22 protein-coding genes are annotated in these 25,701 nt (G+C 41.3%); 20 read left to right on the top strand and 2 right to left on the bottom strand.

Going from position 1 to position 25,701, the window contains the following annotated elements:
- Window position 1: 1 nt before the first annotated feature.
- From aepX to T456_RS0111220, 4 genes are all read left to right on the top strand, one after another.
- Window positions 2-1,300, top strand: coding sequence for a phosphoenolpyruvate mutase (gene aepX / locus T456_RS0111235; protein ID WP_330369740.1), 1,299 nt, complete (start codon window positions 2-4; stop codon window positions 1,298-1,300).
- Window positions 1,301-1,320: 20 nt separating this feature from the next.
- Complete coding sequence (locus T456_RS19920) at window positions 1,321-3,186, top strand: iron-containing alcohol dehydrogenase (RefSeq protein ID WP_024866231.1); 1,866 nt, start codon at window positions 1,321-1,323, stop codon at window positions 3,184-3,186.
- 32 nt (window positions 3,187-3,218) lie between these two features.
- The gene (aepY, locus tag T456_RS0111225) at window positions 3,219-4,340 is read left to right on the top strand and encodes a phosphonopyruvate decarboxylase (RefSeq protein ID WP_024866230.1); all 1,122 of its coding nucleotides are present in this window, start codon (window positions 3,219-3,221) and stop codon (window positions 4,338-4,340) included.
- Window positions 4,341-4,467: 127 nt separating this feature from the next.
- Entirely contained in the window at window positions 4,468-5,403 is a 936-nt protein-coding gene (locus T456_RS0111220; RefSeq protein WP_197026884.1) for a LicD family protein, read from the top strand.
- Here the strand turns inward: T456_RS0111220 and T456_RS0111215 are convergent.
- Window positions 5,400-7,688, bottom strand: a complete 2,289-nt coding sequence (locus tag T456_RS0111215) for a LicD family protein (RefSeq protein WP_024866228.1) — start codon at window positions 7,686-7,688, stop codon at window positions 5,400-5,402. The two genes, T456_RS0111220 and T456_RS0111215, sit on opposite strands and share 4 nt — an antisense overlap.
- Before the next feature lie 89 nt (window positions 7,689-7,777).
- On the opposite strand from T456_RS0111215, the gene T456_RS0111210 reads away from it, so the two are divergent.
- Both T456_RS0111210 and T456_RS0111205 read left to right on the top strand, forming a co-directional pair.
- A complete protein-coding gene (locus T456_RS0111210; protein ID WP_024866227.1) occupies window positions 7,778-8,143 on the top strand; it encodes a hypothetical protein in 366 nt (121 codons plus the stop codon).
- Window positions 8,144-8,160: 17 nt separating this feature from the next.
- Window positions 8,161-8,844 carry a ribulose-phosphate 3-epimerase gene (locus tag T456_RS0111205; RefSeq protein ID WP_024866226.1) on the top strand — a complete coding sequence of 228 codons (684 nt, stop codon included), beginning with the start codon at window positions 8,161-8,163 and terminating at the stop codon, window positions 8,842-8,844.
- A 217-nt stretch (window positions 8,845-9,061) separates the two neighbouring features.
- On the opposite strand, the gene T456_RS24340 is transcribed toward T456_RS0111205, so the two are convergent.
- The gene (locus T456_RS24340) at window positions 9,062-9,184 is read right to left on the bottom strand and encodes a helix-turn-helix domain-containing protein (RefSeq protein ID WP_197026883.1); all 123 of its coding nucleotides are present in this window, start codon (window positions 9,182-9,184) and stop codon (window positions 9,062-9,064) included.
- Window positions 9,185-9,399: 215 nt separating this feature from the next.
- Between T456_RS24340 and T456_RS0111195 the strand changes: the two genes are divergently transcribed.
- The 14 genes from T456_RS0111195 to T456_RS21355 all read left to right on the top strand — a co-directional run bounded on the left by T456_RS0111195 (window position 9,400) and on the right by T456_RS21355 (window position 25,687).
- Window positions 9,400-9,588, top strand: coding sequence for a transposase (locus T456_RS0111195; protein WP_024866225.1), 189 nt, complete (start codon window positions 9,400-9,402; stop codon window positions 9,586-9,588).
- 564 nt (window positions 9,589-10,152) lie between these two features.
- Window positions 10,153-10,731 (top strand): hypothetical protein, encoded by a 579-nt coding sequence (locus T456_RS0111190; protein ID WP_024866224.1) that lies wholly within the window; start codon window positions 10,153-10,155, stop codon window positions 10,729-10,731.
- A gap of 28 nt (window positions 10,732-10,759) precedes the next feature.
- On the top strand, window positions 10,760-11,956 hold the full coding sequence (locus tag T456_RS0111185; protein ID WP_024866223.1) for a hypothetical protein: 1,197 nt from the start codon (window positions 10,760-10,762) through the stop codon (window positions 11,954-11,956).
- Between the two features lie 125 nt (window positions 11,957-12,081).
- Window positions 12,082-13,113, top strand: a complete 1,032-nt coding sequence (locus T456_RS0111180) for a hypothetical protein (protein ID WP_024866222.1) — start codon at window positions 12,082-12,084, stop codon at window positions 13,111-13,113.
- 14 nt (window positions 13,114-13,127) lie between these two features.
- Window positions 13,128-14,408, top strand: a complete 1,281-nt coding sequence (locus T456_RS0111175) for a Coenzyme F420 hydrogenase/dehydrogenase, beta subunit C-terminal domain (RefSeq protein WP_024866221.1) — start codon at window positions 13,128-13,130, stop codon at window positions 14,406-14,408.
- A gap of 16 nt (window positions 14,409-14,424) precedes the next feature.
- Window positions 14,425-15,522 (top strand): polysaccharide pyruvyl transferase family protein, encoded by a 1,098-nt coding sequence (locus tag T456_RS19910; protein ID WP_024866220.1) that lies wholly within the window; start codon window positions 14,425-14,427, stop codon window positions 15,520-15,522.
- 2 nt (window positions 15,523-15,524) lie between these two features.
- Window positions 15,525-16,598: a polysaccharide pyruvyl transferase family protein gene (locus tag T456_RS0111165; protein WP_024866219.1), complete on the top strand. Its 1,074-nt coding sequence runs from the start codon at window positions 15,525-15,527 to the stop codon at window positions 16,596-16,598.
- 6 nt (window positions 16,599-16,604) lie between these two features.
- The gene (locus T456_RS0111160; protein WP_024866218.1) at window positions 16,605-17,069 is read left to right on the top strand and encodes a hypothetical protein; all 465 of its coding nucleotides are present in this window, start codon (window positions 16,605-16,607) and stop codon (window positions 17,067-17,069) included.
- Between the two features lie 149 nt (window positions 17,070-17,218).
- Window positions 17,219-18,418, top strand: coding sequence for a glycosyltransferase family 2 protein (locus tag T456_RS21365; protein WP_024866217.1), 1,200 nt, complete (start codon window positions 17,219-17,221; stop codon window positions 18,416-18,418).
- 57 nt (window positions 18,419-18,475) lie between these two features.
- Window positions 18,476-19,624, top strand: a complete 1,149-nt coding sequence (locus T456_RS0111150; RefSeq protein ID WP_024866216.1) for a glycosyltransferase family 2 protein — start codon at window positions 18,476-18,478, stop codon at window positions 19,622-19,624.
- 143 nt (window positions 19,625-19,767) lie between these two features.
- Window positions 19,768-20,091, top strand: a complete 324-nt coding sequence (locus T456_RS0111145; protein ID WP_155838077.1) for a hypothetical protein — start codon at window positions 19,768-19,770, stop codon at window positions 20,089-20,091.
- Window positions 20,092-20,181: 90 nt separating this feature from the next.
- The gene (locus T456_RS21360) at window positions 20,182-21,291 is read left to right on the top strand and encodes a glycosyltransferase family 32 protein (protein ID WP_024866214.1); all 1,110 of its coding nucleotides are present in this window, start codon (window positions 20,182-20,184) and stop codon (window positions 21,289-21,291) included.
- A 248-nt stretch (window positions 21,292-21,539) separates the two neighbouring features.
- Window positions 21,540-22,607 carry an Rpn family recombination-promoting nuclease/putative transposase gene (locus T456_RS19895; RefSeq protein ID WP_024866213.1) on the top strand — a complete coding sequence of 356 codons (1,068 nt, stop codon included), beginning with the start codon at window positions 21,540-21,542 and terminating at the stop codon, window positions 22,605-22,607.
- A gap of 74 nt (window positions 22,608-22,681) precedes the next feature.
- Window positions 22,682-25,687 (top strand): DUF4422 domain-containing protein, encoded by a 3,006-nt coding sequence (locus T456_RS21355; RefSeq protein WP_024866212.1) that lies wholly within the window; start codon window positions 22,682-22,684, stop codon window positions 25,685-25,687.
- The last annotated feature ends 14 nt before the right edge of the window (window positions 25,688-25,701 follow it).

Raw genomic sequence — 25,701 nt, 5'->3', positions numbered from 1 at the left:
AATGATGAAAAAAGTCTACGCATGCTTTTGTACTGACATTATTCATGAAGGACATTTAAACATTATCAAAGAAGCCAATAAGTACGGCGAAGTGACCATTGGCGTTCTGTCAGATAGTGCGATGGTCAAATATAACAGGTTCCCTTCTATCACGTTGGAAGAGCGAGTAAATCTGATAAAGGGTCTTCCGGGAGTCGCCGATGTGATTGTCCAGAATCAGATAATGTATGACGAAATTTTTGAGACATTGCACCCTGACTACATTGTTCATGGTGACAACTGGTCATCGTCGTTCATGATGGCGATCAAGAATAATATTCTGGAGCTTACCGGGAAGTATGGAGGAGAACTGATAGAGATTCCATATACCCGGAATGAATTGGTTTCAAAGCTTGATAAGCAGATGAAGGAAAAGCTTGCTATGCCTGAATTCAGGCGTGGAAGGCTCCGCAAGGCAATCAAAATGGTTCCGATAGTAAAGGCTATTGAAGTACACAGCGGTCTTACCGGACTTATAGCCGAGAAAACCATTGTTGGAGAGGAAGGCGTTATTGATCAGTTTGATGCAATGTGGATCAGTTCTCTTTGCGATAGTACCAATAAGGGAAAGCCTGACATTGAGCTGGTGGATATGACATCACGATTCCGGACAATCGATGATGTTATGGAAGTTACGACAAAGCCTATTATCTTTGACGGAGATACCGGCGGAATGACTGAGCACTTTGTGTATACGGTACGAAGCCTTGAGCGAATGGGCGTCAGCGCAGTAATCATTGAAGACAAGGCGGGACTTAAGAAGAACAGTCTGTTTGGCACGGAGGTTGCTCAAACGCAGGATACAATTGAGCATTTCTGTGACAAGATAGCTGCCGGAAAAAGGGCTCAGCTGTCGGAAGATTTCATGATAATTGCCAGAATCGAGAGCCTTATCCTTGAGAAGGGAATTGAGGATGCATTGGAGAGGGCTCGTGCATATGTGAAGGCAGGTGCTGACAGCATTATGATCCATAGCAGAAAAAAGGAGCCCGATGAGATTCTGGAATTCTGTGACAGGTTCAGGAAGGAAGATAAGGACACACCTATAGTTGTTGTTCCCAGTTCCTACGACAGTATCACCGATATCGAACTTGCCGAGCATGGCGCTAACATATGCATCTATGCTAACCAGCTTCTTCGCGCAGCATTCCCGGCCATGGAAAATGCTGCAAGAAGTATTCTGATACACCATAGAGCAAAAGAGATTGACAGCGAGATTCTGTCGATTAAAAAGATTATCACCCTGATTGATGAACTGTGATGAAGATAGAGAGATAAAAGATGAAAGCTTTATTACTGAATTCAGGAATGGGGACCAGAATGGGGGTTCTCACATCAGATCAGCCCAAATGCATGACTGAAGTTTATGGCAAGGAAACCATAATCGGAAGACAATTAGCGCAGCTTCTGGATGCAGGTGTAAAAGAAGCTGTCATAACTGTTGGAGCTCATGAAAATATTCTCAGGAAATATGTTATGGGGCTTAACCTTCCTATTTCCATAAGCTTTGTTCGTAATGAGATCTATTCAGAGACAAACTATATTTATTCTATTTATTGTGCAAGAGAGGAACTTCATGATGACATCGTAATGATGCATGGGGATCTTGTCTTTGAGAGAGCCGCTCTGAACAAAATACTCTCGTGCCCGCAAAGCTGCATGGCTGTCAGTTCTACGGTGCCGCTTCCGGAGAAGGACTTTAAGGCGGTAATTGAGAATGACAGAATTTTAAAAGTCGGAATAGAGTTTTTTGAACAGGCCCTTGCTGCTCAGCCCTTGTATAAGCTCAACAGAGAGGATTGGGAAATATGGCTTGAAAGCATAACTGAATTCTGTGAAAGCGGCGAGCCGGCAAAGCGAAAGTGTTATGCAGAAAATGCTTTCAATGTTGTAAGTGACCGATGCCTCATTCATCCGCTGGATATGAAGGACATGCTGTGCAGAGAAGTAGATACTCCGGAAGATTTGGCAGTGGTTTCAAAGCTTGTTGAAAATCTGACGCAAAAAAAAACTTCACATGAGATTTTTTTCATAGAAGATCGGTATGATGAGTTTGATAAATATGTGCGGGACAATGGTGTAAAAAAACTGTTGTTTGTGTGCGGCAAAGCGGTTGAGTATCATCTGCTGTATCAGCACATATGCGAAATGGAAAAGCAGCTTGGAATAAAAGTTATCAGATTCTCGGATTTTTCTCCCAATCCAAAGTATGAGTCCGTGTGTAAAGGAGTAGATCTTTTTAACAGTAAGGAGTGCGACAGCATCCTTGCCCTTGGCGGAGGCAGCACTATGGATGTGGCGAAGTGTATAAAACTGTTTGCCACAATGGACCATAGCAAAAGTTACTTGGACCAGAGCATCGAGGAAAACAGTATTCCTTTTATGGCTATACCAACTACGGCGGGAACAGGAAGTGAAGTGACAAGATATGCGGTAATCTACCACGATGGGAAGAAGCAATCCGTAACACATGAGAGCTGCATTCCCAAAGCTGTATTTTATGATCCGTCATTTCTAAAGACAGTGTCATTCTATAATAGAAAAGCAACAATGCTGGATGCTCTCTGTCATAGCATAGAGTCCTACTGGTCTGTAAATTCCACCGATAAGAGCAAAGCATATGCAAGAGAAGCAATAGGAATGATTCTTGAGAATATTGATTCCTATATTGCAAATGAAGATAGTGGTAACATCGCAATGCAAAAGGCATCTATGCTGGCAGGACAGGCGATCAATATCACGCAGACTACTGCAGGCCATGCTATGTGCTATATGCTGACCGGTATATTTGGAATAGCCCATGGACATGCTGCTGCGCTTTGCGTTGCCGGATTATGGCCGTATATGATCAGGCATGTGGATGATTGTATAGATAAACGTGGAAAAGAATATCTGGTTTCTACGCTTGAAGAATTGGCGTCGTTTATGGGATGCAGTTCAGCCATGGAAGGTGCTGAGAAGTTTGACGGCATATTAAAGAAACTGGAATTGGAAAAGATTGATCAGGAAAGCAAAGATTCGGCATTAGATAAACACGCTGTCATCACCAAGCTTTTAGATGGGGTCAATCCTGACAGGCTGGTGAATCATCCGGTGAAACTGACAGGGGATACTATGGAAGAATTGTATAACGATATTCTTGGATAAAGACAAGCCTGATTGGCTGAGGAGATTTCTTAATGAAAGTACAAACTTTGGTGAATATTATTGGCTCGGACTTCTATACAGGAGTGCCTGATTCACAGCTGAAGGCCCTTTGCAATTATCTGATGGATACTTACGGGATTGATCCTGATCATCATATTATTGCGGCAAATGAGGGTAACTGTACTGCGTTGGCAGCAGGGTATCATCTTGCTACAGGTAAGATTCCCGTAGTATATATGCAGAATTCGGGAGAGGGTAACATAATAAATCCTGTTGCAAGTCTTTTGAATGACAGGGTGTATGCGATACCTGCAGTGTTTATTGTGGGATGGCGCGGGGAGCCCGGTATCCATGACGAACCTCAGCACATTTATCAGGGCGAGGTAACTACAAAGTTGCTTGAGAACATGGGAATAGACTATTTCGTTATCGGGCCTGATACCACAGATGATGAAACAAAAAAGGTCATGGAGCAGTTCAGGCAGAAGCTGAGCAAGGGGCTGGATGTGGCCTTTGTTATCAGAAAAGGCGCATTGACGGATGCTCCGAAGGTTAAGTATTGTAACGATAATTCGATGGTAAGAGAGGAAATTATACGGCACATAGTGGCTGTATCAGGTGAAGATCCGATAGTTTCCACAACGGGTAAGGCCAGCAGAGAATTATTTGAGACAAGAGCAGCAAACGGACAGTCACATAAATATGACTTCCTTACAGTGGGATCCATGGGGCATTCCAGCTCTATCGCCTTAGGCATTGCGCTGAATAAAAAGAACCAACGTATATGGTGCGTTGACGGTGATGGTGCCGTTTTGATGCACATGGGAGCAATGGCCGTAGTCGGAGCAAACAAGCCGGCTAATCTTGTACATGTAGTTATAAATAACGGCGCACACGAGACCGTAGGCGGAATGCCGACTGTCGCAGCAAAGATAGATCTGGTGGCGATTGCAGAGGCATGTGGATATCCTCATGCTGTATGTGTCAATGATTTCGAAAGCCTGGATAGAGAGCTGGAACAGGCAAGAGATAGGAATGAACTGTCATTTATTGAAGTTAAATGCTCCATCGGAGCCCGTGAGGATCTTGGAAGACCCACGACAACAGCGCTTGAGAATAAGCAGAAATTTATGGATTATATAAAGACTCTTTAATCAACTATAGACACGTGATCAATAACTTTGAGGAATATGTGATATGGCACCCAGGCTTCAATTTTCAAGTGAATATTTCGAAAATGAGACCCGGTGTAACTTTCACATCACCGGGATGATGAAGCGTTTGTGGGCATCTCAGCTGGAGATTCTGGCATGGATCAACGAGGTGTGTACGAAGTACGGAATCAGATACATCATGTGCTACGGCTCAATGATAGGTGCTGTGCGACACAAGGGCTATGTCCCCTGGGATGATGATCTGGATATTGGCATGCTAAGGGCGGATTATGAGAAGTTTTGCGGTGTTGTTTTAAGTGAACTGCCACCGTGTTTTAAGACGAGATCACTTCTTCCCGGAGCAATTCCACCGAAAGAGATGTCATTCAATGTCTGCAATGGAGGTATGCTGGATACTTCTCCGGAGTTTCTGGAGCAGTTCCACGGCTGCCCCTATACAACAGGAGTGGATGTCTTCGTGTTTGACAGGGTTTCGGATGATCCTCAGGAAAGTGAATATCAGGACAGGCTCATAAGACTTCTGGACAGAATGCTGATGCTGCAATGGGATGTGGATAAGAACACTATTTCTGAAGAATTGCGTCAGCAGTATATGGAAATCCGAAGGACGATTGAAAGGGAACTGGCTTACTGTTTTTCTGATGCAGAGCCTATGACAATGCAGATACTAAGACTCCTTGATCTGGCTTGCGGTATATGTGAGGACTGCGGCTCTAAACATGTGGAAAACAGGGAACAGGTAATATACTACGGCGAGAAGGGATTTAGAGAAGAGCACTTTACAGACAGGATATTTGTTCCTTTTGAAGGCGTGATGGACGTTCCGATTCCCCGGGATTATGATGGTATTTTGAGTAATATTTTTGGTGATTATAAGATTCCTCGTAAGCATACTTCACAACATGAGTATCCTATCTACAAATATCAGAGGAGTGAGTTATACAAGGCTTATAATGCCAGAGAATGGAAAATCCCGGATGAATTCCTGGAATACGATGAGAACGGAAAGTTGGTTGTAGATCCTGCTGACTGTCGTGCTTAAAGCCTGATATTATAGTCAGCTACCATCACAGGTTTTCCTTCGGCAGAAAAGACCGGAACGAGAGGAGATGAACTGCCATAATAAGCCGCGAATCTTTTTGAGAATCCTTCGAGATCCTTTTCGGGAAAAGAAATAACATCAATGCCTGCATTATCAGACAGCTCCGCAGTAAGGGCATGGAATTCCTGATATTCCCCGGGAATGTCCGGGTCATCAATTGAATAATCGGGATAGAGACACACAAAGGTATGAAGTGTGTCTTTATTTTTTGACATAATGGTAAGCCTGGATGTCAGAGCATTGCTGAAGTCATCCTTATGTTCGGTATATTCATACAGGCTAACACAGAAGAGCAATTCTTTTTGTATGGGAGCTTCTGTCAGTCTATTATTCGCTGGAGCGTAGAGGTTTTCTTTTACATGAATCTTCCGGTCCCAGTAGGTCAGAGTCGCGTTACCTGCCCAGCGAGCCAGAGCATTCACATATTGGGCTTTTATGTTCTCTGACTGCACCAGTATTTCATCCGCATAAACCGCACCGGGTTTCGTGATATAGAATCCAAGGCTCATCTGATCCGGTATATCTTTGGCAGTAAACTCTGAGGTCTTTCCTATGGGAATGTAAATGAGGTTATCGGTGAAATTAGTAAGATTAGACGCATAGTAATAAGGAGGAATCGTGATGCAGGGATTCTCTCCGTCGTAGGTATTTTGTATATAGATTGCGTCCGGGCAGTGGAGCGACAAGTCATAGTCTGCCCAGGATGTAAGCTTAAGCATAGAGGGATATTCAAAAATGCGGGTTGCTGCTGCGATTTCCTCCTGTGTTGACGTGATCTGTCCTGTGCAATTCTTGGTCAAAAGAGGCAACGGTATAACCGTAACATCATATTGCCGGTCGTTTATAAATTGGTTGTAAGTCTGTTCAAAGCCCCTCCATTCGACAGGACCTACAGGAAGAAACAGGATTTCTTTTACATTGAACAGGTTGTTGTCTAATACATCATGCAGTGCTGAAAGATGATCCTTTATAGGGGCGAGTATGTTGCTTGCTTGGGCAGATTCAGCTGCGCTTTGGAAGCACTTGAAAATTACTTCGCATAATTCCTCGAGCCATTTAACAATTGCCTTGGCCCGTGGAGAGTCTTCGCCTTTGACATTCTCGGTCATGGTTCCCAGATCGGCCGCTAATTGCTGCATTGAATTAAGGAGACGCTCGAGTTCCTTGGTGTCTCCATCTGATAGTGCTGTTACGCTGCTTTCATAGAGCGTGTTTAATTCGCAGAGGCATTCATGGGCCAAGGATTTTAGTGATGAGCTTTTATCGGCAGCAGGTCGTGTTGTCATAGCTGAATCAAATGTGAAGGTGGGAAGTTTAATATTGTGATCTGCTTCAAAAAGTTTCTTTTGCATATCAAAAGCAGGATATGCATGGCCATCCCAGTTTTTAGAGATATTATTGTAGTTGCTATAGCGAGCGGAAAGAGCCGCGTTGTAGTACGAAGGCACAGGTATAGTTGTGCTTTCAAAGGGGATTTGGACAAAGGACTCATATCTGCTAGCGGGTTCTCCGGGGTTACCTTTAAGGCCCCAGGGGAATATTTGGCCTATCCGGTCAGATCCTTCCTTGGGACAGCGTGCCATCTGCTTTTCTGCAAGTCTGTAAAGAGCGATAAAGAGTTCTCTTTTGGTGGAGGCTAATGGCAGCCCGATATCATATTTCTTTTCCAGGTATTGTAGTTTCTCGGATATGGCATCATCCCTGAGGGTGCCATCCATAATGCCATCGGCGACAGCAAGGATAAGCATTATCTCATCGCATCGTGTCTTTTCCTCGGAAGAGTCCTTATAGAGATAATCTTTGACAAAGATATCTACGCTTGCAATCCAGGGGAAATTGTAGTGACTGTTAAGATAATCGGGATCAAAACAGATGTGTGTGCTGCCAACTATGCGGGTCAGAAAAAGCCGGTAGTTTTCTTGGCGTTCATAGTCGTGAATGGCATAGCCTTCGGGTAGTTCTGAATCAGCTACCGCCCTAAATTTGTCGTAATCATCTCGCAGCATCGCGATGTCTATGTCGTCGTCCCATGGGATTATTCCGCCATGACGAACAGCACCAAGAAAAGTGCCCCAATCTGCAAAGTAGTTAATGTCGTGCTTTTTGCAGATTCGGTCAATCTCGGAGAGTACATCCAAAGCAGAAGCCCATGACTGCTTGATTGCTGTGGGAATGTAAAAGCCGTTTCTTATCTCGTCTCGAAAAAAGTCCACATTATGTGCCATTTACAACACCTCACTTTTATCATATCACAACAATTGGTACATTTTTTGTGATAAAATATTCTTAAATACGTATACTTTTGGCGGCCGATATGAAGAAGATATTCTATTACACTGATGCTCTTCCGCTTCTTTCAAGAGGGAAGGATGCAATAAATAAAATAAACCGAAACCTTGAGGTGTTTAAAGCAGAGAAGAACATAAAGCTGATATGGCACCCCTGGTCCGGTATGTTGAAATATCTGGAGCTTAACAGCTCTGACGTTATAGATGAGTATAAGGAAATTGTCGATAAATATCTTAGGGAAGGATGGGGAGAGCTGGATAGGAGCAAATCCTTATCTGAGGCAAGAGAGATTCTTCTTGGTTGTGATGGCTACTATGGAGATGTATGTGATCTGATATATGACGCTCAGAATGCGGATATACCTGTAATGATACAGAATATTGACGTATAAGAACGAGAGGACTGGCAATGGAGAATAAGTTTTTTTTAACTGCATCTATGATGTGTGCGGATTACGGGCATCTTGAAGATGAGGTAAAAAGCCTGGAAGCGGCAGGAATTGACTCCTTTCACATAGACATAATGGATGGACGTTATGTGAATAACTTTGCCATGTCGCTGTATGATATGGCGTACATCGCTAAGACCGCGACAATTCCACTGGATGTACATCTTATGATAGAACATCCCAGGAATAATATTGATCTCTTTCTTGATTCCTTAAGGAAGGGCGACACTTTGTACATTCATACAGAAGCGGAATATCATCCATCAGCCACAATCAAGAAAATAAGGGATCGTGGCATGCATCCCGGAATAGCCATAAATCCGGGAACCAGTGTGGAAACCGTGAAAGAAATGCTTCGTATTGTGGATCGCGTTTTGGTAATGGCGGTTAACCCCGGAAATGCCAGCCAGATGTTTCTGCCTTTTGTTGGAGAAAAGATCGAGCAGCTTATTACACTTCGCGAAAAAATGGATTTCAAACTGATATGGGATGGAGCATGTGGCGCTGATAAGATACGAAAATATGCACCGCATGGAATTGATGGGTTTGTTTTAGGAACCACACTTTTATTCGGACAGAAAGCAGATTATGCAACGATAATTAAATCCGTCAGGGAGATGGATTTTGGATATTTGAAGAAATGATAAAAGAAAAGACGCAGCCCAGATCATAGGGCTGCGCCATAATTTTTCTTATTCTTCAATAATATTGAGCTCTATCCGCTCTAATATCTCAGGCAATGCACGTACAGAATTTACCTTATATCTATCCCTTAAGGTTTCTATAGATGAAAATTGTGGCGATTCCTTCTTGGGAATATCCTCATCATAAAACAGCTCAATCGGAGATATATCAAGTGCTTTACAAATGGCTGATTTTTCCGGAAGAAGGATTAAAACCTTTCCTCTTCCAATCGCAGATGGTGCTCTCCGCAATACCGGTCATCCTGGAAAACTCTTTCTGAGAAATCCCTCTTTCCTTCAATATTGAAAAAGCTTTAGAACCTATCTACATAATGCCTCCAATGTAATTCGATAAATCGGATTCGGTTAATCGAATTAAAATTTATTGGTAGTTCCTACAGTCCTACAAGTCCTGCAAGTCTGATGCTACTCTAAAAGTGGACACGGAATGGTAGAAAAATTACCCTATATAAAATATAAGGGAGATGCTCTACCAGAAAGGAGTCCACTTTAATTATGTCTAAACATCTAAATCCACTAGAGAAAGAGTTCCTTGTTAAGCAGTACAAAAGCAATCCAACAATCAAGATGAGTGATTTCTGCAGAGCTAATAATGTCTCTGATGCAGCACTCAGGAAATGGATTAAGCAGGATGAAAAGTGTGCCACTGAGAACCGTCCCAAGTGGCAGCGCATTTTTAAATAAAATTTCAGAATTTGAATCTTTCCGTGAAATTAATCCCTGCAAAATCTAATAATCCCCAATCTTTTAATCTCTATTTTATTTTTTGTTTATAATATAGTGCTACAATGTCTCTACGCTAAAAGTGAAATTTTGAGTCCATTTGCAGCACCGGTAGGGTAGTAATCAAGATATCCAAAAATAAAAAAATTGGACTAAAGTTTTACCGTGAGTGACCGATATATCATTTGAGCTCCTATTGATAGACTTAATTTGCCAAAAAATAAGTACGGCGAAACTTGTTGCGAGTGCGAAGAGGATATCGGAAGTGGGGTGATGCCGATGTGGTTAGAAACAGAGGATCATAATAAGCCACTTAACCGGGAGGTTAGAGAACCACCTGTTTAAGTGACATCGGACATACAGGGCAAAAGAAATCGCGCATTTGGATTCGGATATTGCTGGGCCTCAGTTATGAGGTTGTCCGGAAAAAAGGCTGCTAAGACCCTGTAAGATTTACAGAACTATAAACAATACAACTGAATATTATCTGTTTCGCCCAGATAGGATAAGGAGGTAACAAAAAAGATGTCTGACAATGGAAACGGTAATGACCAGGCAGGATCATCAAAGAAAGGTTTGATAATCATAATTGTCTTTTTGGTTATCATAGTAGCCCTTGTTGGAGTCATAGCCTTCCTGTTAGGGAGAAACACAGGCGGTTCCGATAATGCATCGGAAGCCGACAACACACCGAGCAACAGAGAAGTAGTAGAACCGTCGAGAGTCATTCTAGACCAGGAAAGTGCTGCGAATGTCATGGAGGATATGCGCAGTGCAGTTGCTGAGGGAATGTTCGAATGTAACATGTCTATGACATGGTCTTTTGATGATACTACTCAGCCGTCCAAAGACGCGTATGTGGCTAACAGTAAGAATAATACACATCCGATATACTTTGACGTTATTCTGAAGGATACGGGTGAGAAGGTTTATTCTTCCCCGGTACTTCCTGTTGACTCAGAAATTACGAACATTGCACTTGATAAATCGCTTGATCCGGGTACATATAAAGCAACAGTCATGTACACTCTTTTGAAGGACGAGGAAAGTCAGGAAGAAATCAGTTCAGCAGGGTTCGTAATTAAAATCAAAGTTGGAAACTAAATTTTAAATTTCAAGGAGGAAATTTATCATGGTTAATTTTAAGAAAGTAGTAGCAATTCTTTGCAGCGCAACAATGATCGTAGCATCACCCATCACAGCTTTTGCGGAAGATCCTGCCCCCACCACTCCGGCAACTACAACAGAAGGTGCCGGTAACATCGTAGCTTATAGTTTTGAAACACTTACTGTACCTACAGCTGTTAAAGTTTCATTCAACCCTCAGGGCTGGGATTTTACAATAAGAGGCACGGGAGATGATGCAGTTAAATCAAATTCACAGATAGTTTCACTGAATTATGGTATATCTTCCATGGCAACAATGAACAGGAAGGTTACAGTTAGTTTTGCGGCAGAAGGAACCGCCGGTGATAATGGCGGTGATGTTATTTTTGTAGATTCTGAAGAGAAGGCTACAGCGAAGTCAGCTGAGAATGCCGATGGAGCAGAGTTTGGTGAGTACAAGCTGTATCTTGCTGTTGCACCTGCAGCTGCAGCAGTGACTAAAGGATATAAAGCAGATGATGCTTCTGAGGTCGCATTTACGGTGGATTCGGAGCACAAAAGTACAGTAACTTCAGCTTTGCTTTCAGATGTAGACATGACAGCTGCTGAAGGTGGATTACAGGCCTTTATGCCCGGCGATGATGATGGTAATGCTTCTATTGCATACAAGCTTAACAAGGCTGTTTATGAGTTGACAGCTGACGCAGTGCTTGATTTTGGCACTACATCAGCTGATATGGCTGATATGGTTCAGCCCAAGACTCTTGGAAGCATTGTAGGATTCACATTTGTAGGAGCTATGAACACAAATGCAGATTGGACAAAGGCAAAGCTTTCTGCTATAAAGATCACTCCTACATATGAAGTTGACGATGCAGACGGAACAGAAACAGACTATGAGAATGGTGGATTTAATCAGATTACAACAGAGCCGGCTACTCCTGCAGGCCCTACAGTTACACCAGAATCCATGAGTACAAGTGCTAAGTCAGCAGTTATAGGTGGAATTGATGCTGAAGCTACGTTGACCTCCGTAAAGGTTATAAAGGTTGATGACAGTGAGGTTGCACTCTCAGTAACTACACAGTATACTTATACAAACAATACCTTTGCTATTGTTAGTGGAAAAGAAGTTCTCTTAGACAATACAAAGTATAAGAAATTTGTCCTGACATTTAGCGATGATACTGTTGTTGAGATTCCTATAGTTGCTGGAAACTAAAATGTAATTAGATTGTTTGGGCACAGGACGTAAAGTAAATTGAATTAGTTATTTGGCACACCTGCAATTTGGAGGAATCGTAATTCTTTTCATTTTGCAGGTGTGTTCTGCGTTTGGAGGAAAATATGAAAAAAAAGAAGATGACTTCTTATGACGTTCTACATGTTGGGAATGATTATTACTATATCAGTAATGAGTTTAACATGCTTATAAGATCTACTGTAGATAATAAATGTGAAATAATTGGATGTATTCCTGATGAAAGACTGAATGCAGAATCATTAGTTTCTCAGATGCTTCATATAAATAATACAATTGTAATGATACCATTAAATGCAAAAAAAATATGGATCTTTGACATCGATAATCGCAATTGGCATGGTATTAGAATTGATGATGAGGATTGCAAATACAAATTTATGAGGGCTATACGGAAAGGTAGCAAATTGTATCTGCTTCCTAGTAAGTATAGGAGAGTGATAATTCTTAATATTCTGACATATGAAATAAAATACATCGATATTGAAGACAAAACAAAAGGAATATGTAACAGTACCTTTTTTAGGGCGGATGTTGTTTGTTTTGATCATATGCTTTATGCAGCATATTGTGGGGGAGACTATGTCTTAGCATTTGATATGACCAGAGAAACGTATGAATGGAAAAAGGTAGGTGCGAATTGTGATGGATATTCGGGAATAGCATGGGATGGAAAAAAGTTCTGGCTATTACCCAGAAAAGATGAGAAAAGAGTAGTTCTCTGGGATGGGAAAACTCTTATGGGTAAAGTTGAAATACATACAAGTAATGGAGGCATTAACAGAGGTATTATCGCGGTACAAAATAAAGTTTATGTCAATCGCGATAATGAAACTATTGTGATTGATTGCGATAAAGCAAAAGATGAAGGTGAAAGAGAGCCTGCATATTTTTTTTATAACATTATCGATAATAAGATACATTATTTGCGGTATAATAATGAATATACATGGATTAAAGATGGACTAAGGCACACAGACCTTTTAGAATTACATGAGGAAGCGATAAAGAATTTTGCAGTAAAGAATGATTCAAACAGTGTTATTGACGGTGAAGTGGTTTGTGAGAATGAATTATTTGGAATTTCGGATTTTCTAAGTTTTGTATCCAATAAATAATTAGCGGAGATGAAATGGATCATCAATATTTAGAACAAACCAATATTTTAGCAGCATTTGCAGGCTTTTACAAAGATGACAATTTGCTTTTGCAATCGTCATCCGGTGGAGTGGCTACCGAATTATCATCTATGGTTATCGAGACTGGTGGAGTAGTATACGGAGCAACATATTCGGATGATTTTTATTCGGCCCATTATCTTCGGGTGAGTAAAAAAACAGAATTGGATAGATTAAAGGGCAGTAAATATGTTTTTGTAGAAAAAAAAGTTGCCTATGGTGATGAAATCGTTCCAATTTATGAGGCAGTACAAAAAGACGTTGATACTGGAAGAAAAGTATTGTTTATTGGCTTGAGCTGTGACGTGGCTGCTGTTAAAAAGTGGCTAGAAGTAAGAAAGGTAGACACAAAAGAGCTATTTACAGTTGAACTGCTGTGCGATGGTGTGACAGGTGAACGAGTACACGAGAATTATATAAAACATATCGAAGCAGTACATAATTCAAAAATTGTATCTTTTTCGGTTCGGAACAAGAGAGATGGATGGGTCCCATTATATATTTGGGCTTCATTTGAAAATGGTGAAGAGCATATTGTCCCATTCTATGATACTGCTTATGGTTATGCTTTTTTGAATTATAAAAAAAGAACATGCTACGAGTGCAGATTCAAAAAGAAAAACAGATATGCGGACATAACGATCGGAGACTATTGGGGATGTGATGGAAGAATGAACGAGTATAACCCTAATGGCGTTTCAATCATATATGTACAGACTGAAAAAGGGCTGAAAATGCTGGACAAAATCAATTCGGAAACATTTACGCTTATGGAAACAGATGCAGAATTTGCACTTAGAAATAGCCCAAGGTATTTTGATTGCCATCCTTCGAATAATGATTGGATATCGTTGGATAATGATATAAATTCAATCGGTTTGCATAATGCTGTGAGAAAGCGATTATCCAGTAGTGTGTCTGAAAGGTCAAAATGGAATTCTGATATGAATACCATACTGTGGGGGACGGGTAAGTGTTTTCATGAACTGGCACCAATTGTAATAGAGAATACAAGTGTTAAGCTTGTGGTAGACAGTAACCCTGAGAAATGGGGCCGTCTGACAGAAATTGGTATCCCTTGTGATTCTCCTGAATGTATTTCAAAATTGAATAATGTTTTTGTTATCATAATGATAGAGAATGCTTCTACCGTATGCCAGGTTATTCAAGGATTACTCGATTTAAATGTTAATAATTTTGACCAGGTAAAAAACTGGCTTACTAATTATGTATAGAAATGGTGGTGCAGGAATGAAAATTGTTATAACAAACAATTCGATAATGTATAACAGAGGATCGGAGGCTGTTATTAAGAGTATCACAAAAATATGCAGATTTTGGCATCCAGAGGCTCAGATTGTAGTTGTGACTGGGGAATATGGTGAAATATTAAAGGATGTTACGGATGCGAATAAAGTGGTTCCAAAGTTCGACGCAACTGGAGGACTTTCATTTTTGGTTGACGAGATCAAAGATGCAGATGTGATACTTGTTACCGGCGCTGATAATTATGATTACGGTGGAACTAATCAACATATGAGTTCGGTTAACGACATTATCTTTGAAAAAGCTAATGCTAAAACTATTTTATATGATCTTTCCTTAAATAAGAACAACATGAACGAAGATATATATGAAGATATAAGCAGGTTTTCTCTTCTTACTGTAAGAGAATCTATTACGGAAAAGATGCTAAAAGGTTGGTTTGCAAATGATAAGGTTTTATACTTTCCTGATCCTGCATTTATTCTTCCAATGGAAAAGTGCAACTTGCCCTTTGGCTTTTCTGAAGGAAATACAATAGGAATCAATATTAGCAATCTTATCATGGGAAAAAGAGTTGGTGCGCCTTCGGAAATAGTGTTAGATAATTACATGGAAGTAATAGACTATATACTTAAGAATACGCATTATAATGTCATGATAATACAGCATATCTTAAACAATGGTTTTGACTTGGATGCAGCTAAACTTATCTATCAAAACTATGTCACGGAAAAAAGAGTTTCTATCCTTCAATCAGAATTATTGTCATCATCCCAGATAAAATACATAATCTCAAAATTGTATATGCTTGTCACAGCAAGAACGCATGCTTCTATAGCAGGATATTCGACTAATGTTCCTACATTAGTAGTCGGATATTCTGTTAAATCGTCTGGTATAGCTCTAGATATTTTTGGCGAGAATGAGAACTATGTTTGTCAGGTAAGAGAACTGCGTAACAAAAAAGATCTCCTAGAAAAGTTTATTTATGTTTTGGAAAAACATGATCAGATTCAGAGACATTTGGTTAATTTTATGCCGTCATACAAAGAAAAGGCACTTGATTTCGGAAAGGTATTATAGGAGTGAGCGAATTTAATAAAAAGAAAGTTGGTATTCTTACATTTCATTACGTTGACAATTACGGGGCAGTTTTACAGTCATGGGCGTTGAAGAAATATTTGAATTCTATGCCTGGTGTTTGTGCTGAAATAATCAATTATGTTCCTGATAATTATCAGATATATCCATATGAAAAGACACCTCATGGAATTGCTATGATGCAAAAAAAAAGGACAAAGTACGAAGATTTCCTTGTGAGGGAAAAACTAGTTACAAGCCCGATTCAGAATGCAGTGATTGGTAATGAATTTGATTATTACATTGTGGGCTCAGATCAGGTATGGAACCTGGGATTTAGAGAAAATGTAAGTAATGAATACTTGCTTCCTAATCTGGACAGAGAAGCTAGGCGAATATCTTATGCTGCAAGTGTTGGAGGGCCAATTCAAAGGAGCGATGTGACGCTGTTTCAGAAATGCCTGAATAATTTTGATGCAATCTCGGTTCGAGAAAAAGCAAGTGAGCAGGAACTGAAAGACATCGGCATCAAAAATGTGATAACGGTCATTGATCCAACACTCCTTATTGATGCGGATGACTACGAACCCTTAATAGAAGAGCCGGTTGATAAGCCTCAAGATTATCTGCTTTTCTTTTCATATAAAATTGGTGATGAAATAAGAAAATGGGTCCCATTTGTAAATTTGGTCGCTAGGGAAAATGGACTTCAGATTGTTCATACCATAGTGAACGCACCCAAAGGGATGCTTTTTTCTGACACAGGGAGCATGATGTATGAAGGAATAGGAGAGTTCCTTTGGTATATTAAGCATGCGAAAGTTGTTGTTACATCATCATACCATGGAGCTATATTAGGGTGGATCTTGGAACGACCCACGTATGTTATTCATAGTGATTACGGATGGGACAGATTTGAACAGCTAAAGGATATAATTGATTTAGGTGGAGTGGTTGAAACGAATAATTGGCTGACTGAGGACTGGGATTTGGGTTCATATAATAGGGGCACAGGAAATTTGCAGGAATGGAGAGCAAAGAGTTGTTTTTTCCTGGAAAAAGCATTGGAAAGGCGATAAGTAGTCATGACTGTTTTTGGAGAAAGAATGTTTCCAGAAGTATGCACTGATATATCTGATATAAAGCAACAGATTAATAGGAACGTGTTTTACTATCCAATTTTAAAAAAATGCCTGGAAAATGCTCAACTTAATAAATATGTTGCGGATGTTTTTATGAGCATGGGTGTGACCCGTGTTGGTTTTTATGCGGTTAATGAATTTATGGACTATGCTTTGAGAGATTCGAGCATAACAAGCCTTGCAACTGTTCGAATATATGATTTACACAATGAGAAATTCCAAGGTCTCTATCTTGGAAAAAAAGTACTCTCCGCTGATCAGGCTGTAAATGATTATTTGAATTCTGAAATTGAAAAAATAGTAATATGTAATCTTTCATTTGCTGAAGAAATCTATAATTCGCTTGTCAATAAAGGAATAAACAAAAAGGATGTTTTAACGATAGATGCTCTTATCTATGGAGTATGAGCCAATAAGCTAGGACTATGATTCTACCGCTTAGGAGAATAGTGCTTAAAATCGGAATTTTGGGTTGCGGCTATATCTATAGCAGATATAAGAATTTGTTGCCGAGATTTTGGCTTATGGAGTTAATATGATCATTTTTAGGGGGCGCAATGGTTGATGAATTGGTTTCAGTAGTAATAACGATATATAACATTATAGACTATTTGGAAAAGTGTGTAGCAAGTGTCAGCAAGCAGACTTATAAGAAACTTGAGATCATACTAGTCGATGATGGATCGACAGATGGATCTGCCAAACGATGCGAGGAATTAGCTACAGAGGATGCCAGGATTAAAGTCATCCATAAGGAGAATGGCGGAGTAGTATCGGCACGAAAAGCTGGAATAAAAGAGGCGACAGGCCAGTATTTCCTGAATATTGATGGTGATGATTGGATAGAAGAAAACATGATTGAACTGCTTGTTCAGAATATCCATAAAGATGACTCTGATATCGCAGTATGTGGTTTTTGGAGAGAGGGGGATGAGCGAGAAGAATATACTTGGCCTTCCTCAAATTTCACTATCACTGAAACGAAGAAAAATAAAATTGCTATAGATTGGCTTAATGGTGAATTGAACTGTATAGAGGTTGTTTGGAATAAACTATACAAAACGGATTTGTTTAGAAGTGTGTATGAGTCAGTCCCCAATTACTTAAGTAATGGCGAGGATGTTATTGCTTTTTTTTATCTAATAAGTCATGGGGTGAAAGTCTGTGTATTAGATATTAAGCTGTATCATTATGTTAGTAGACTGGGGTCTGTGTCACAATCTTCAGATGGTACGAAGAGCATGGCATCAAGGGAGCTAATGATTGGCTTTCTGGCACAAGAGATAGAAAAAGGGTTCGATGTACCTAAAGATGTATTGGATAACTGGATAATAGCCGAAACGATGTCAGAAATTAGTAAAAATATTATCGGTGGAGATTCATTTATCCAGACATTTTATACGAATAATATAAAAATGATGAGGGGAAAGAAAGTAGTGATTTATGGCGCGGGTAAAGTTGGGAAAGATCTATTCAAGCAACTTGCCGCGTGTGAGGATATAAATATATGCATGTGGATTGATAGAAATTTTCAAAAATATAGCTATGGATTTCATGAGGTTAATAGTATAGATGCACTTACCACTATGGATTATGACGTGATAATGGTTGCTATTTTGGATAAAAAGATATACGAGTCAATAAGAAGTTCTTTAATCGAGCAATTTGAAATTAGCAAAGATAAGATTATTTGGAGCAATCCACAGATTACATGGAGAAATATAAATGGATATATCGATAGTTATTCCATTTCGTAGAGGTAATAGGTATGCCAAATGATGAAACGCTATGAAGGAATGATGAGGAATAGACCTATGCTTAGTATAATTGTTCCGGTATATAACGCGGAGGAATATGTAGAGAAGTGCATAGAGAGTATTCTTAGTCAAGTATACAAGGATATACAGCTGATCCTTGTGGATGATGGATCGACGGATTCATCAGGTGAAATATGCGACAGACTTGCTTTGACTGATGACAGAGTCAGGGTTTTTCATACAACAAACCAGGGAGCAATCTGTTCAAGACTTTTTGGCATCGAACATGCGGAGGGTGAGTATATTTCTTTTGTCGATGCTGATGACTGGATAGACGAGAATATGTACTCTGACCTGATGCATAAACTGGGAGACACTGGTGCAGACTTTATTACTTCCGGAATGATATTTGAGAGTCGTACTCAGGACGTAGTCGTTGATGGTTTGGCTGAAGGAATGTATTTCCAAAGCAAAGATAGAAAATATGTAAAAGAGGCTTTGTGGGATTTTAATAGTGGAAAGTGCGGGATTACTCCGCCTTTATGGAACAAGGTTTTTCGAAAAGAGTATATACTGGAGGCTTTTCTTTCAGTTGATAAAAGAATATCTCTGGGCGATGACAGGGCAATTATCTATACAGCTCTTTTATCTGCCAAGCGCTTCATCGTCACGCATAGTGCATATTACCATTATAGGATTCATGATGACTCTTTATGTCATGATGTTTCAAAAGCCGGATTTGAGCAGATAGAACTGATGTGGAAGTACATGAGAGACTTTTATATCAGTCATGGTGTTTATGATTCTGTCAGGGATTCGTTTGAACGGAATCTGAAAGAATTGTTGGAAGTTGCTGAGAAAAATGCATTTGGACTAACGGATGTGAATTATGTTTTCCCGTTTGGCAAGATTCCTCAGGGGAGCAGACTGGTAATATACGGACTTGGGGTGGTCGGTAAGTCTTTTTGCAGATATCTCTTTTTGACAAAATATGCCAATATCGTGGCGATAGCGGATAAATCTCTGGCTGGATTGGAATTTAATGGTGTCCCGGTTATTGATATTAGTGAGATCTTGTCAAATGAATTTGACTATATTCTTATAGCTAATTTGCGGGAGAATATTGCCGCTGAGATTCGAAATAACCTAATGAGACTGGGGATAAAAGAGGATGTGATCAAATGGTGTAAGCCATTGATTGTGTGATTGTTGAGAAGTAGTTCCTTGACAACTTCATACTCTACATCAGGGGCTATGCCCAAATTTTTTCCATGAATTCTTTTTGTTGTTGGCATGTAGACTATAATGTAAGTATGCAGATGCTCCACCAATACTTCTGATAGTCTACTATGAGGAAGAAGATATATGATCTTACTGACAGGATCAGGGAGGGTGACATGAACAGATTGTTTGAACACTTTGAAGGCTATGACATCCAAAAGGTAAGAAAAGATAGTAGATCTGAAGGACGAGAAGAAGGACGAGATATCCTCTTAATAACACAGATTGCTAAAAAGCTTAAACGTGGAAAGTCGCCTGAAATTATAGCAGATGAAGTAGAAGAATCTGTTGAATCTGTCAATGAGGTGATTGAAGCAATCAGATCCATTGGAGATGAGGATTTCGACGCGCAAAAGGTATTAGAAATTTGGAAGAAATCAATGCCTGTATAAGTAAGATAAGAGTATAACTACTGTAATATGACTCCTGATGTAATGTATGAAGATATTTGCATCAGGAGTTTTTTAATCGGAGGATGACTTGTGAAATTTGTAAATTGCTCTTATGAAACATTCATAGAATCAATTGTTCAGAAAAAAGTCATTCAGTTCGGTGCTTCATCTGCGTGGCAGTATTTTCTGGATCTTTTCCCTAATATTCAAAATGATATTGTTGATAGGACTTCTGCTATAGTGGATAATTCGGCACAGAAGCAGGGGCAGTCCTTTAAAGTGCTGGATAGAGAAATAGAGGTTAAAAGTCCTGATGTTCTGCCGGAGCAGAGCGATTATGTGATTCTTATAACCGCTATACTTGCGCATCATGAGGCTATATGTGAACAGCTCCTTTCTATGAATCTGGGCGATGACGTTGAGTGTTATTCGCTGTATCTGATGGCATATAGCACCGGGACTGTTGATAACAGCGCAGTGGATAAGTACTTTGCTGATAGGAAAGATAAAGTTATTCCGGCGAAGATCCACAGCTTCTGGTTCAGCGGTGAGGAGAAACCGGATCTGTATAAAAGATGCATTGAAAGCTGGTATAAGTATTGTCCTGAGTTCGAGATAATCGAATGGAATACCCAAAACTATGATGTTTCCAAGAATACGTATATGGCGGAGGCTTTTGAGAAGAGGAAGTGGGCCTTCGTGTCCGATTTTGCGCGTTTGGATGTGATTCATACATATGGCGGAGTGTACCTGGATATGGACGTGGAACTGGTCGCGGGCTTAAGTCCGTACCTTCGCGCGGATGCTTTTTTCTGCAGGCAGGATGATGGAATGCTGGATCTGGGGTCCGGATTTGGAGCGCAGAAGGGCAACAAACTCATTAGAGAAATGCTGGAGAGTTACAAAGACAGGCATTACATTTTACCTGATGGAAGTGTTGATAAGACGGCTCAGCCGGAGCTGATGAATCCGATTATTCAAAGGAATGGAATTACCAGAAATCACGATTCTCTGGTAGTTGGGGATATTTTGGTTCTTTCAAATGATTACATTACGACTTATTCCGTGGAAGCTGCCGTTAATAATGCCAGGCTGGGCATACACTGGCACAATGGCGGTTGGCTTGACGAAAGGGATAGGAAGAACATTAATGCGTCAATGGAGGCGCGAGAACCCTTGATCAGGAAGTATTTTAAGTGAACCACTAGGGGGTGTTTCTTGCTGGTACGAAATGAACCACCGAGAACCGTCCCCAGTGGAATAGTTCCTTGACAACTTCATACTTTACATCAGCTTTTTCTTGAAAAGCTTTTCCGGTTGTGATATTTTTAAGTGGCTGTCGCAAATCTGCTACAGTTTCAATTCCAATCGGGAAAAGCTATGCATTCTGCATATGCTGTTTTTCAATGATTTTGAGTTTTGAAGTATTACGAAAGGAGCATATGTGTATGCAAGAAGAAACAACAGAGCAAATTAAAGAAAGAAGGCAAATCAGTAACCATAATGTGGCGGATAGTGGTGGGAAGCTGATATTTGAGAATCCGACACTGTGTTCACAGCTGCTGCGTGAATATTCGGGAATTGAGATTCTAAAGGATGTCAAACCGGAAGATATCGAAGATGTGACCGAGAGATTTATCCCAATGTTTACGGATGAAAGAGAAGCGGATGTTGTTAAGAAGGTACATCTTACCGGCGTAGGTGATGAAGATGACGATGATGTTTTTATCGCTCTGATTGAACATAAGTCGGGCGTGGAATATAATGTAGTTATGCAGATCCTTCGCTATATGGTGTACATTTGGGAGGATTATGAGAAGCAGATGGAGACATTACATCCTGGAATCTCTCATACAAAGGGATTTAAGTATCCACCAATTCTCCCAATCGTATATTATGAGGACAGATCTGAGTGGAATGCGTCTGAGACGTTGCATCCAAGGATTGCCTTGGAAAGGGTGTTTTCCGAGTACATTCCCGATTTTAAGTATCATCTTATCAGTATCAACAATTTTGGTAAGGAAGAGCTTATCGGTAGAAATGATAGTCTATCTTTGGTAATGCTCCTTAACAGGATAAGAAATGCTGAGGAGTTCAGGGCTTTAAATCTTCCGAAGGATTATATAGATAGGTTGATAACCGAGTCGCCAAAGGATGTGCTAAGTGTAATCGCGAGAGTAATCGCTGTGGTTCTTCGAAAGCAGAATATACCTGAAGATGCTATTAACGATCTGGTTGACCAGTTAAAGGAGAGAAAGGGTATGGCACTTTTTGACAATTACGTTGGCTTTGATGTTCAGGAAGAGTGGAGAAAAGCAGAGCAGAAGTATTTGGTAAATCAGGTTTGTAAGAAACTTAAACGAGGCCTTACTCCTGATGCAATTGCAATCGAAACAGAAGAATCATTAGATTATATTCAAGAAATCTGCAAAATAGCTTGTCGCTCGGAAATGGATTGTGATGTCGACAAAGTGTTTGATGAGCTTCAGAAAAAGCGGAAATCAATGCCTGTATAAGTACGATAAGAGTATACCTTCAGTAATATGGCTCCTGATGTAATGTATGATGATATTTACATCAGGAGTTTTTTATGATTACAGTCATTATTCCTATGTACAACACTGAAAACTACATAGAGAGATGCCTTAGCAGTGTGACAGCCCAGAGCTATACGGACCTGGAAATCATTGTGATCGACGATGGTTCGACGGATGGAAGCGCAGAAAAGGTCAGGGCTTTGGCTCAAAAGGACCGGCGGATCAGACTGATTGAGCAGGAAAATCATGGGCTTGTTTATTCAAGGAAAGTTGGGATAAGCAAGGCTCTGGGTGAGTATGTGCTTTTTGTGGACAGTGATGATTATCTTGAGCCTGATGCGGTAGAGAAAATGGCTGCGCTGGCCGCGGACAATCAGGCTGATGTTGTGGCCTGCGGAGCCATATTTGAGGCGGATGGCAGCCCGGCTAACAGGAAAGTAGCTAAGAATTATGTGGAAGCAAAGCTTTATGCAGATGACCAGGGAAAAGAGCTGGCGGCAAAGCTCTTTTGCGCTGAGGATTTCTGCACTATGGCGCTGCTTCCTTTTTTGTGGAATAAACTGTGGAAAACAGAACTGATAAAAGAATATGTCCTTCGCGCAGATGACAGGTTTACTGTGGGGGAGGACGTTGCGATAGGATTCCCTGCAATCATGGCGGCAAATCGGATTCTGGTGAGCGAGTACGCAGGCTATCATTATTGTCAAAGGCAGTCGTCAATGATGCGGGGAGCGGCCGGAGAGAATAAGGAATACGTAAATGCCTGCAGGATATACAGGTATCTGGCCGGCCTCAGTAATGAAATGAACCGGTCTGACAAAGCAAAAGATGGGCTGCACAGATTCCTGGTGAACCAGCTGATGACAAGATGTTATGAAAAGACAAATCGCGATCTTAAGACGACCGGGCTTGCCGGTTTTACTGAAACCATGCCGCAAAAGCTTGTGATATATGGCGCCGGAGAGCTGGGGAAAGCTGTTTACAGCTACGCCTCTTTAAGAGCCAATGTGGAAGCCTGGATTGACAGGGATGCAGAGTATCTTAGGGCATTGGGGTATGACGTTGCGCTTCCGGATGAGACTGATATCCCGGAGGACTGCCCGATTATTGTTGCGGTTTTTGATGCGCGTGCAGTAAGAAGTATAACTGCGTACCTGACTTCTCGGGGAGTTGCCAAGGAGCGGATTATCTGTTTTGACCCGGAAATGCTAAAGTCTGAGCCTGTTAAGAATGTTATTATCTGGGGCACGGGCACTCGCACTGCCATGTACTATGGCTGGCTAAAAGCCAATTACAATATAGTGGCATTCGTTGATGAAGCGGGAAGTGAAGGTTCTTTTGACCGGATTCCTGTGATAGGCAGACAGAGGCTTGGCGAGTTTGAGTTTGACCGTATCATTGTTACCAATGAGAATCCTGAGATTGAAAGGGCGTGCCAAGAAATTGGTGAGATGGATGTGGCTCTTTTACCCAAAGTGATCGATATAAATCAGGCGGCGCTAGGAGATGAGAGGGTTGAGAACTACTTTGACTATGTAGCAAAGGCGCAGCTTGAGAAGTGCATTCCGTCCAGTTCTGCGGACTATAAGGGCGAGAGTTATGACTTTGTATTTATTGACGCGGATCACTCCTATGATGGGGTGATGGCGGATTATAACAATGTGGGGCGCAATGCCCGGGTGATCACTGCGTTCCACGATGTCTATGCCCATGAGTACGATGGAGAGAATGGCGGAACGGTGAGAGCTTGGAATGAGGTGCTTGCCGGGACAGAGGATTGTGGCCACAAGTTTTTTTCAAAGTATCCTGATAAGTGGATGGGAATCGGCGTGGTTGACTGGAATAGGGATTACTACGTTTTTGGTGCCCACTCCCGTGGGCAGACCATGAGGGCTTATATGAAGGGGCTTTTCCCGGAGCGGAGGTTCCTGGGATATTTGTACGATAACGATGAAGAGAATCCGGGTGAGGTTGACGGCGAGCCGGTTATAAGGCTTGACGGAGGCGCGGATAGGCTTGACGGAGCTACAGGGCCGGCGGATGGTTTCGGCGCTGCCGGGAATGCTGTCATGGCTGACGGGCTTGATACCGGTGCCAGCGTATATGTGGCCACCAGGGGCGTATATTATGATGCGATAAAGGAAAGGCTTCTTGGGCTTGGATTTAAAGATATTATTCCTGTTGATGCGTCACTGGACATAGAACTCAGGAACAGATTTGTGCCGGAGTATTTCAGGAGTCATGGATGGGAGTTCAGGCGCGTTTGCGACGCCAGTGGCTCCAGTGGGGACGGTTCTTATTGGCACGAAATGAACCACGCAGAACCGTCCCTAGTGGACCCCGAAATGAACCACCGAGAACCGTCCCCGGTGGACCGTGTTTTTGTGATCAAATCTGCTGTTGATAAGCCGCTCTCTGAAGACGTGCCCCTTCGCGACTATGAGTGTTATATTCAGGCGGGAAGCGCACTGACAGAAAGCCGGATTGATAACTGCGATTATTTTGATGATAAGGGAGAGGGTATCTCGGAGCGCAATAGGCAGATGTGCGAGCTTACTGCCATGTACTGGATCTGGAAGAACTACACCGGAGAGATTGTAGGAGCAGAGCACTACAGAAGAAGATTCATGCTGCCCGATGGCTGGATTGGTGCGTTTGAGTCCGGGGAGGCGGATGTAATTCTGCCGGTGCCGCTGTATGTGCATCCGACGCTAAAGGACAATTACTGTCAGAGGCACACTGTTGAAACCTGGGAAGCTATGGAACAGGCGCTATCGGATATTCACCCCGAATGCGCGGAGGACGCCATGCACTTTTTTGAGACCACGTCCTGCTACAGCCCGTGCAACATGCTGATCTCCAGAAAGGAAGTATACGACGAGCTGTGCGAGTGGCTGTTCCCGGTGCTTTTTGCTGTTCTTGAGAAATGCGGAACACTGGAGGATTCCTATCAGAACCGCTATCCGGGATTCCTCGCGGAAAGGCTTATAACCTACTTCTTCCGAATGAAGGCGGATGAATACAAGGTTATTTACGCGGACAAGTGCTTCTTGAATTGAACCACGGCGAGCCG

Source organism: Butyrivibrio sp. FCS014 (assembly GCF_000526935.1).
Lineage (GTDB): Bacteria > Bacillota > Clostridia > Lachnospirales > Lachnospiraceae > Butyrivibrio.
Note: the sequence above shows the minus strand (reverse complement) of the source record. Positions and strands in the feature narration are given on the sequence as shown.

Excerpts from the sequence above, each read along its gene's own strand:
- aepX (WP_330369740.1), top strand. The coding sequence starts at position 2 with ATGATGAAAAAAGTCTACGCATGCTTTTGTACTGACATTATTCATGAA.
- T456_RS19920 (WP_024866231.1), top strand. The coding sequence starts at position 1,321 with ATGAAAGCTTTATTACTGAATTCAGGAATGGGGACCAGAATGGGGGTT.
- aepY (WP_024866230.1), top strand. The coding sequence starts at position 3,219 with ATGAAAGTACAAACTTTGGTGAATATTATTGGCTCGGACTTCTATACA.
- T456_RS0111215 (WP_024866228.1), bottom strand. The coding sequence starts at position 7,688 with ATGGCACATAATGTGGACTTTTTTCGAGACGAGATAAGAAACGGCTTT.
- T456_RS0111210 (WP_024866227.1), top strand. The coding sequence starts at position 7,778 with ATGAAGAAGATATTCTATTACACTGATGCTCTTCCGCTTCTTTCAAGA.
- T456_RS0111205 (WP_024866226.1), top strand. The coding sequence starts at position 8,161 with ATGGAGAATAAGTTTTTTTTAACTGCATCTATGATGTGTGCGGATTAC.
- T456_RS0111195 (WP_024866225.1), top strand. The coding sequence starts at position 9,400 with ATGTCTAAACATCTAAATCCACTAGAGAAAGAGTTCCTTGTTAAGCAG.
- T456_RS0111190 (WP_024866224.1), top strand. The coding sequence starts at position 10,153 with ATGTCTGACAATGGAAACGGTAATGACCAGGCAGGATCATCAAAGAAA.
- T456_RS0111185 (WP_024866223.1), top strand. The coding sequence starts at position 10,760 with ATGGTTAATTTTAAGAAAGTAGTAGCAATTCTTTGCAGCGCAACAATG.
- T456_RS0111180 (WP_024866222.1), top strand. The coding sequence starts at position 12,082 with ATGAAAAAAAAGAAGATGACTTCTTATGACGTTCTACATGTTGGGAAT.
- T456_RS0111175 (WP_024866221.1), top strand. The coding sequence starts at position 13,128 with ATGGATCATCAATATTTAGAACAAACCAATATTTTAGCAGCATTTGCA.
- T456_RS19910 (WP_024866220.1), top strand. The coding sequence starts at position 14,425 with ATGAAAATTGTTATAACAAACAATTCGATAATGTATAACAGAGGATCG.
- T456_RS0111160 (WP_024866218.1), top strand. The coding sequence starts at position 16,605 with ATGACTGTTTTTGGAGAAAGAATGTTTCCAGAAGTATGCACTGATATA.
- T456_RS21365 (WP_024866217.1), top strand. The coding sequence starts at position 17,219 with ATGGTTGATGAATTGGTTTCAGTAGTAATAACGATATATAACATTATA.
- T456_RS0111150 (WP_024866216.1), top strand. The coding sequence starts at position 18,476 with ATGCTTAGTATAATTGTTCCGGTATATAACGCGGAGGAATATGTAGAG.
- T456_RS0111145 (WP_155838077.1), top strand. The coding sequence starts at position 19,768 with ATGAGGAAGAAGATATATGATCTTACTGACAGGATCAGGGAGGGTGAC.
- T456_RS19895 (WP_024866213.1), top strand. The coding sequence starts at position 21,540 with ATGCAAGAAGAAACAACAGAGCAAATTAAAGAAAGAAGGCAAATCAGT.
- T456_RS21355 (WP_024866212.1), top strand. The coding sequence starts at position 22,682 with ATGATTACAGTCATTATTCCTATGTACAACACTGAAAACTACATAGAG.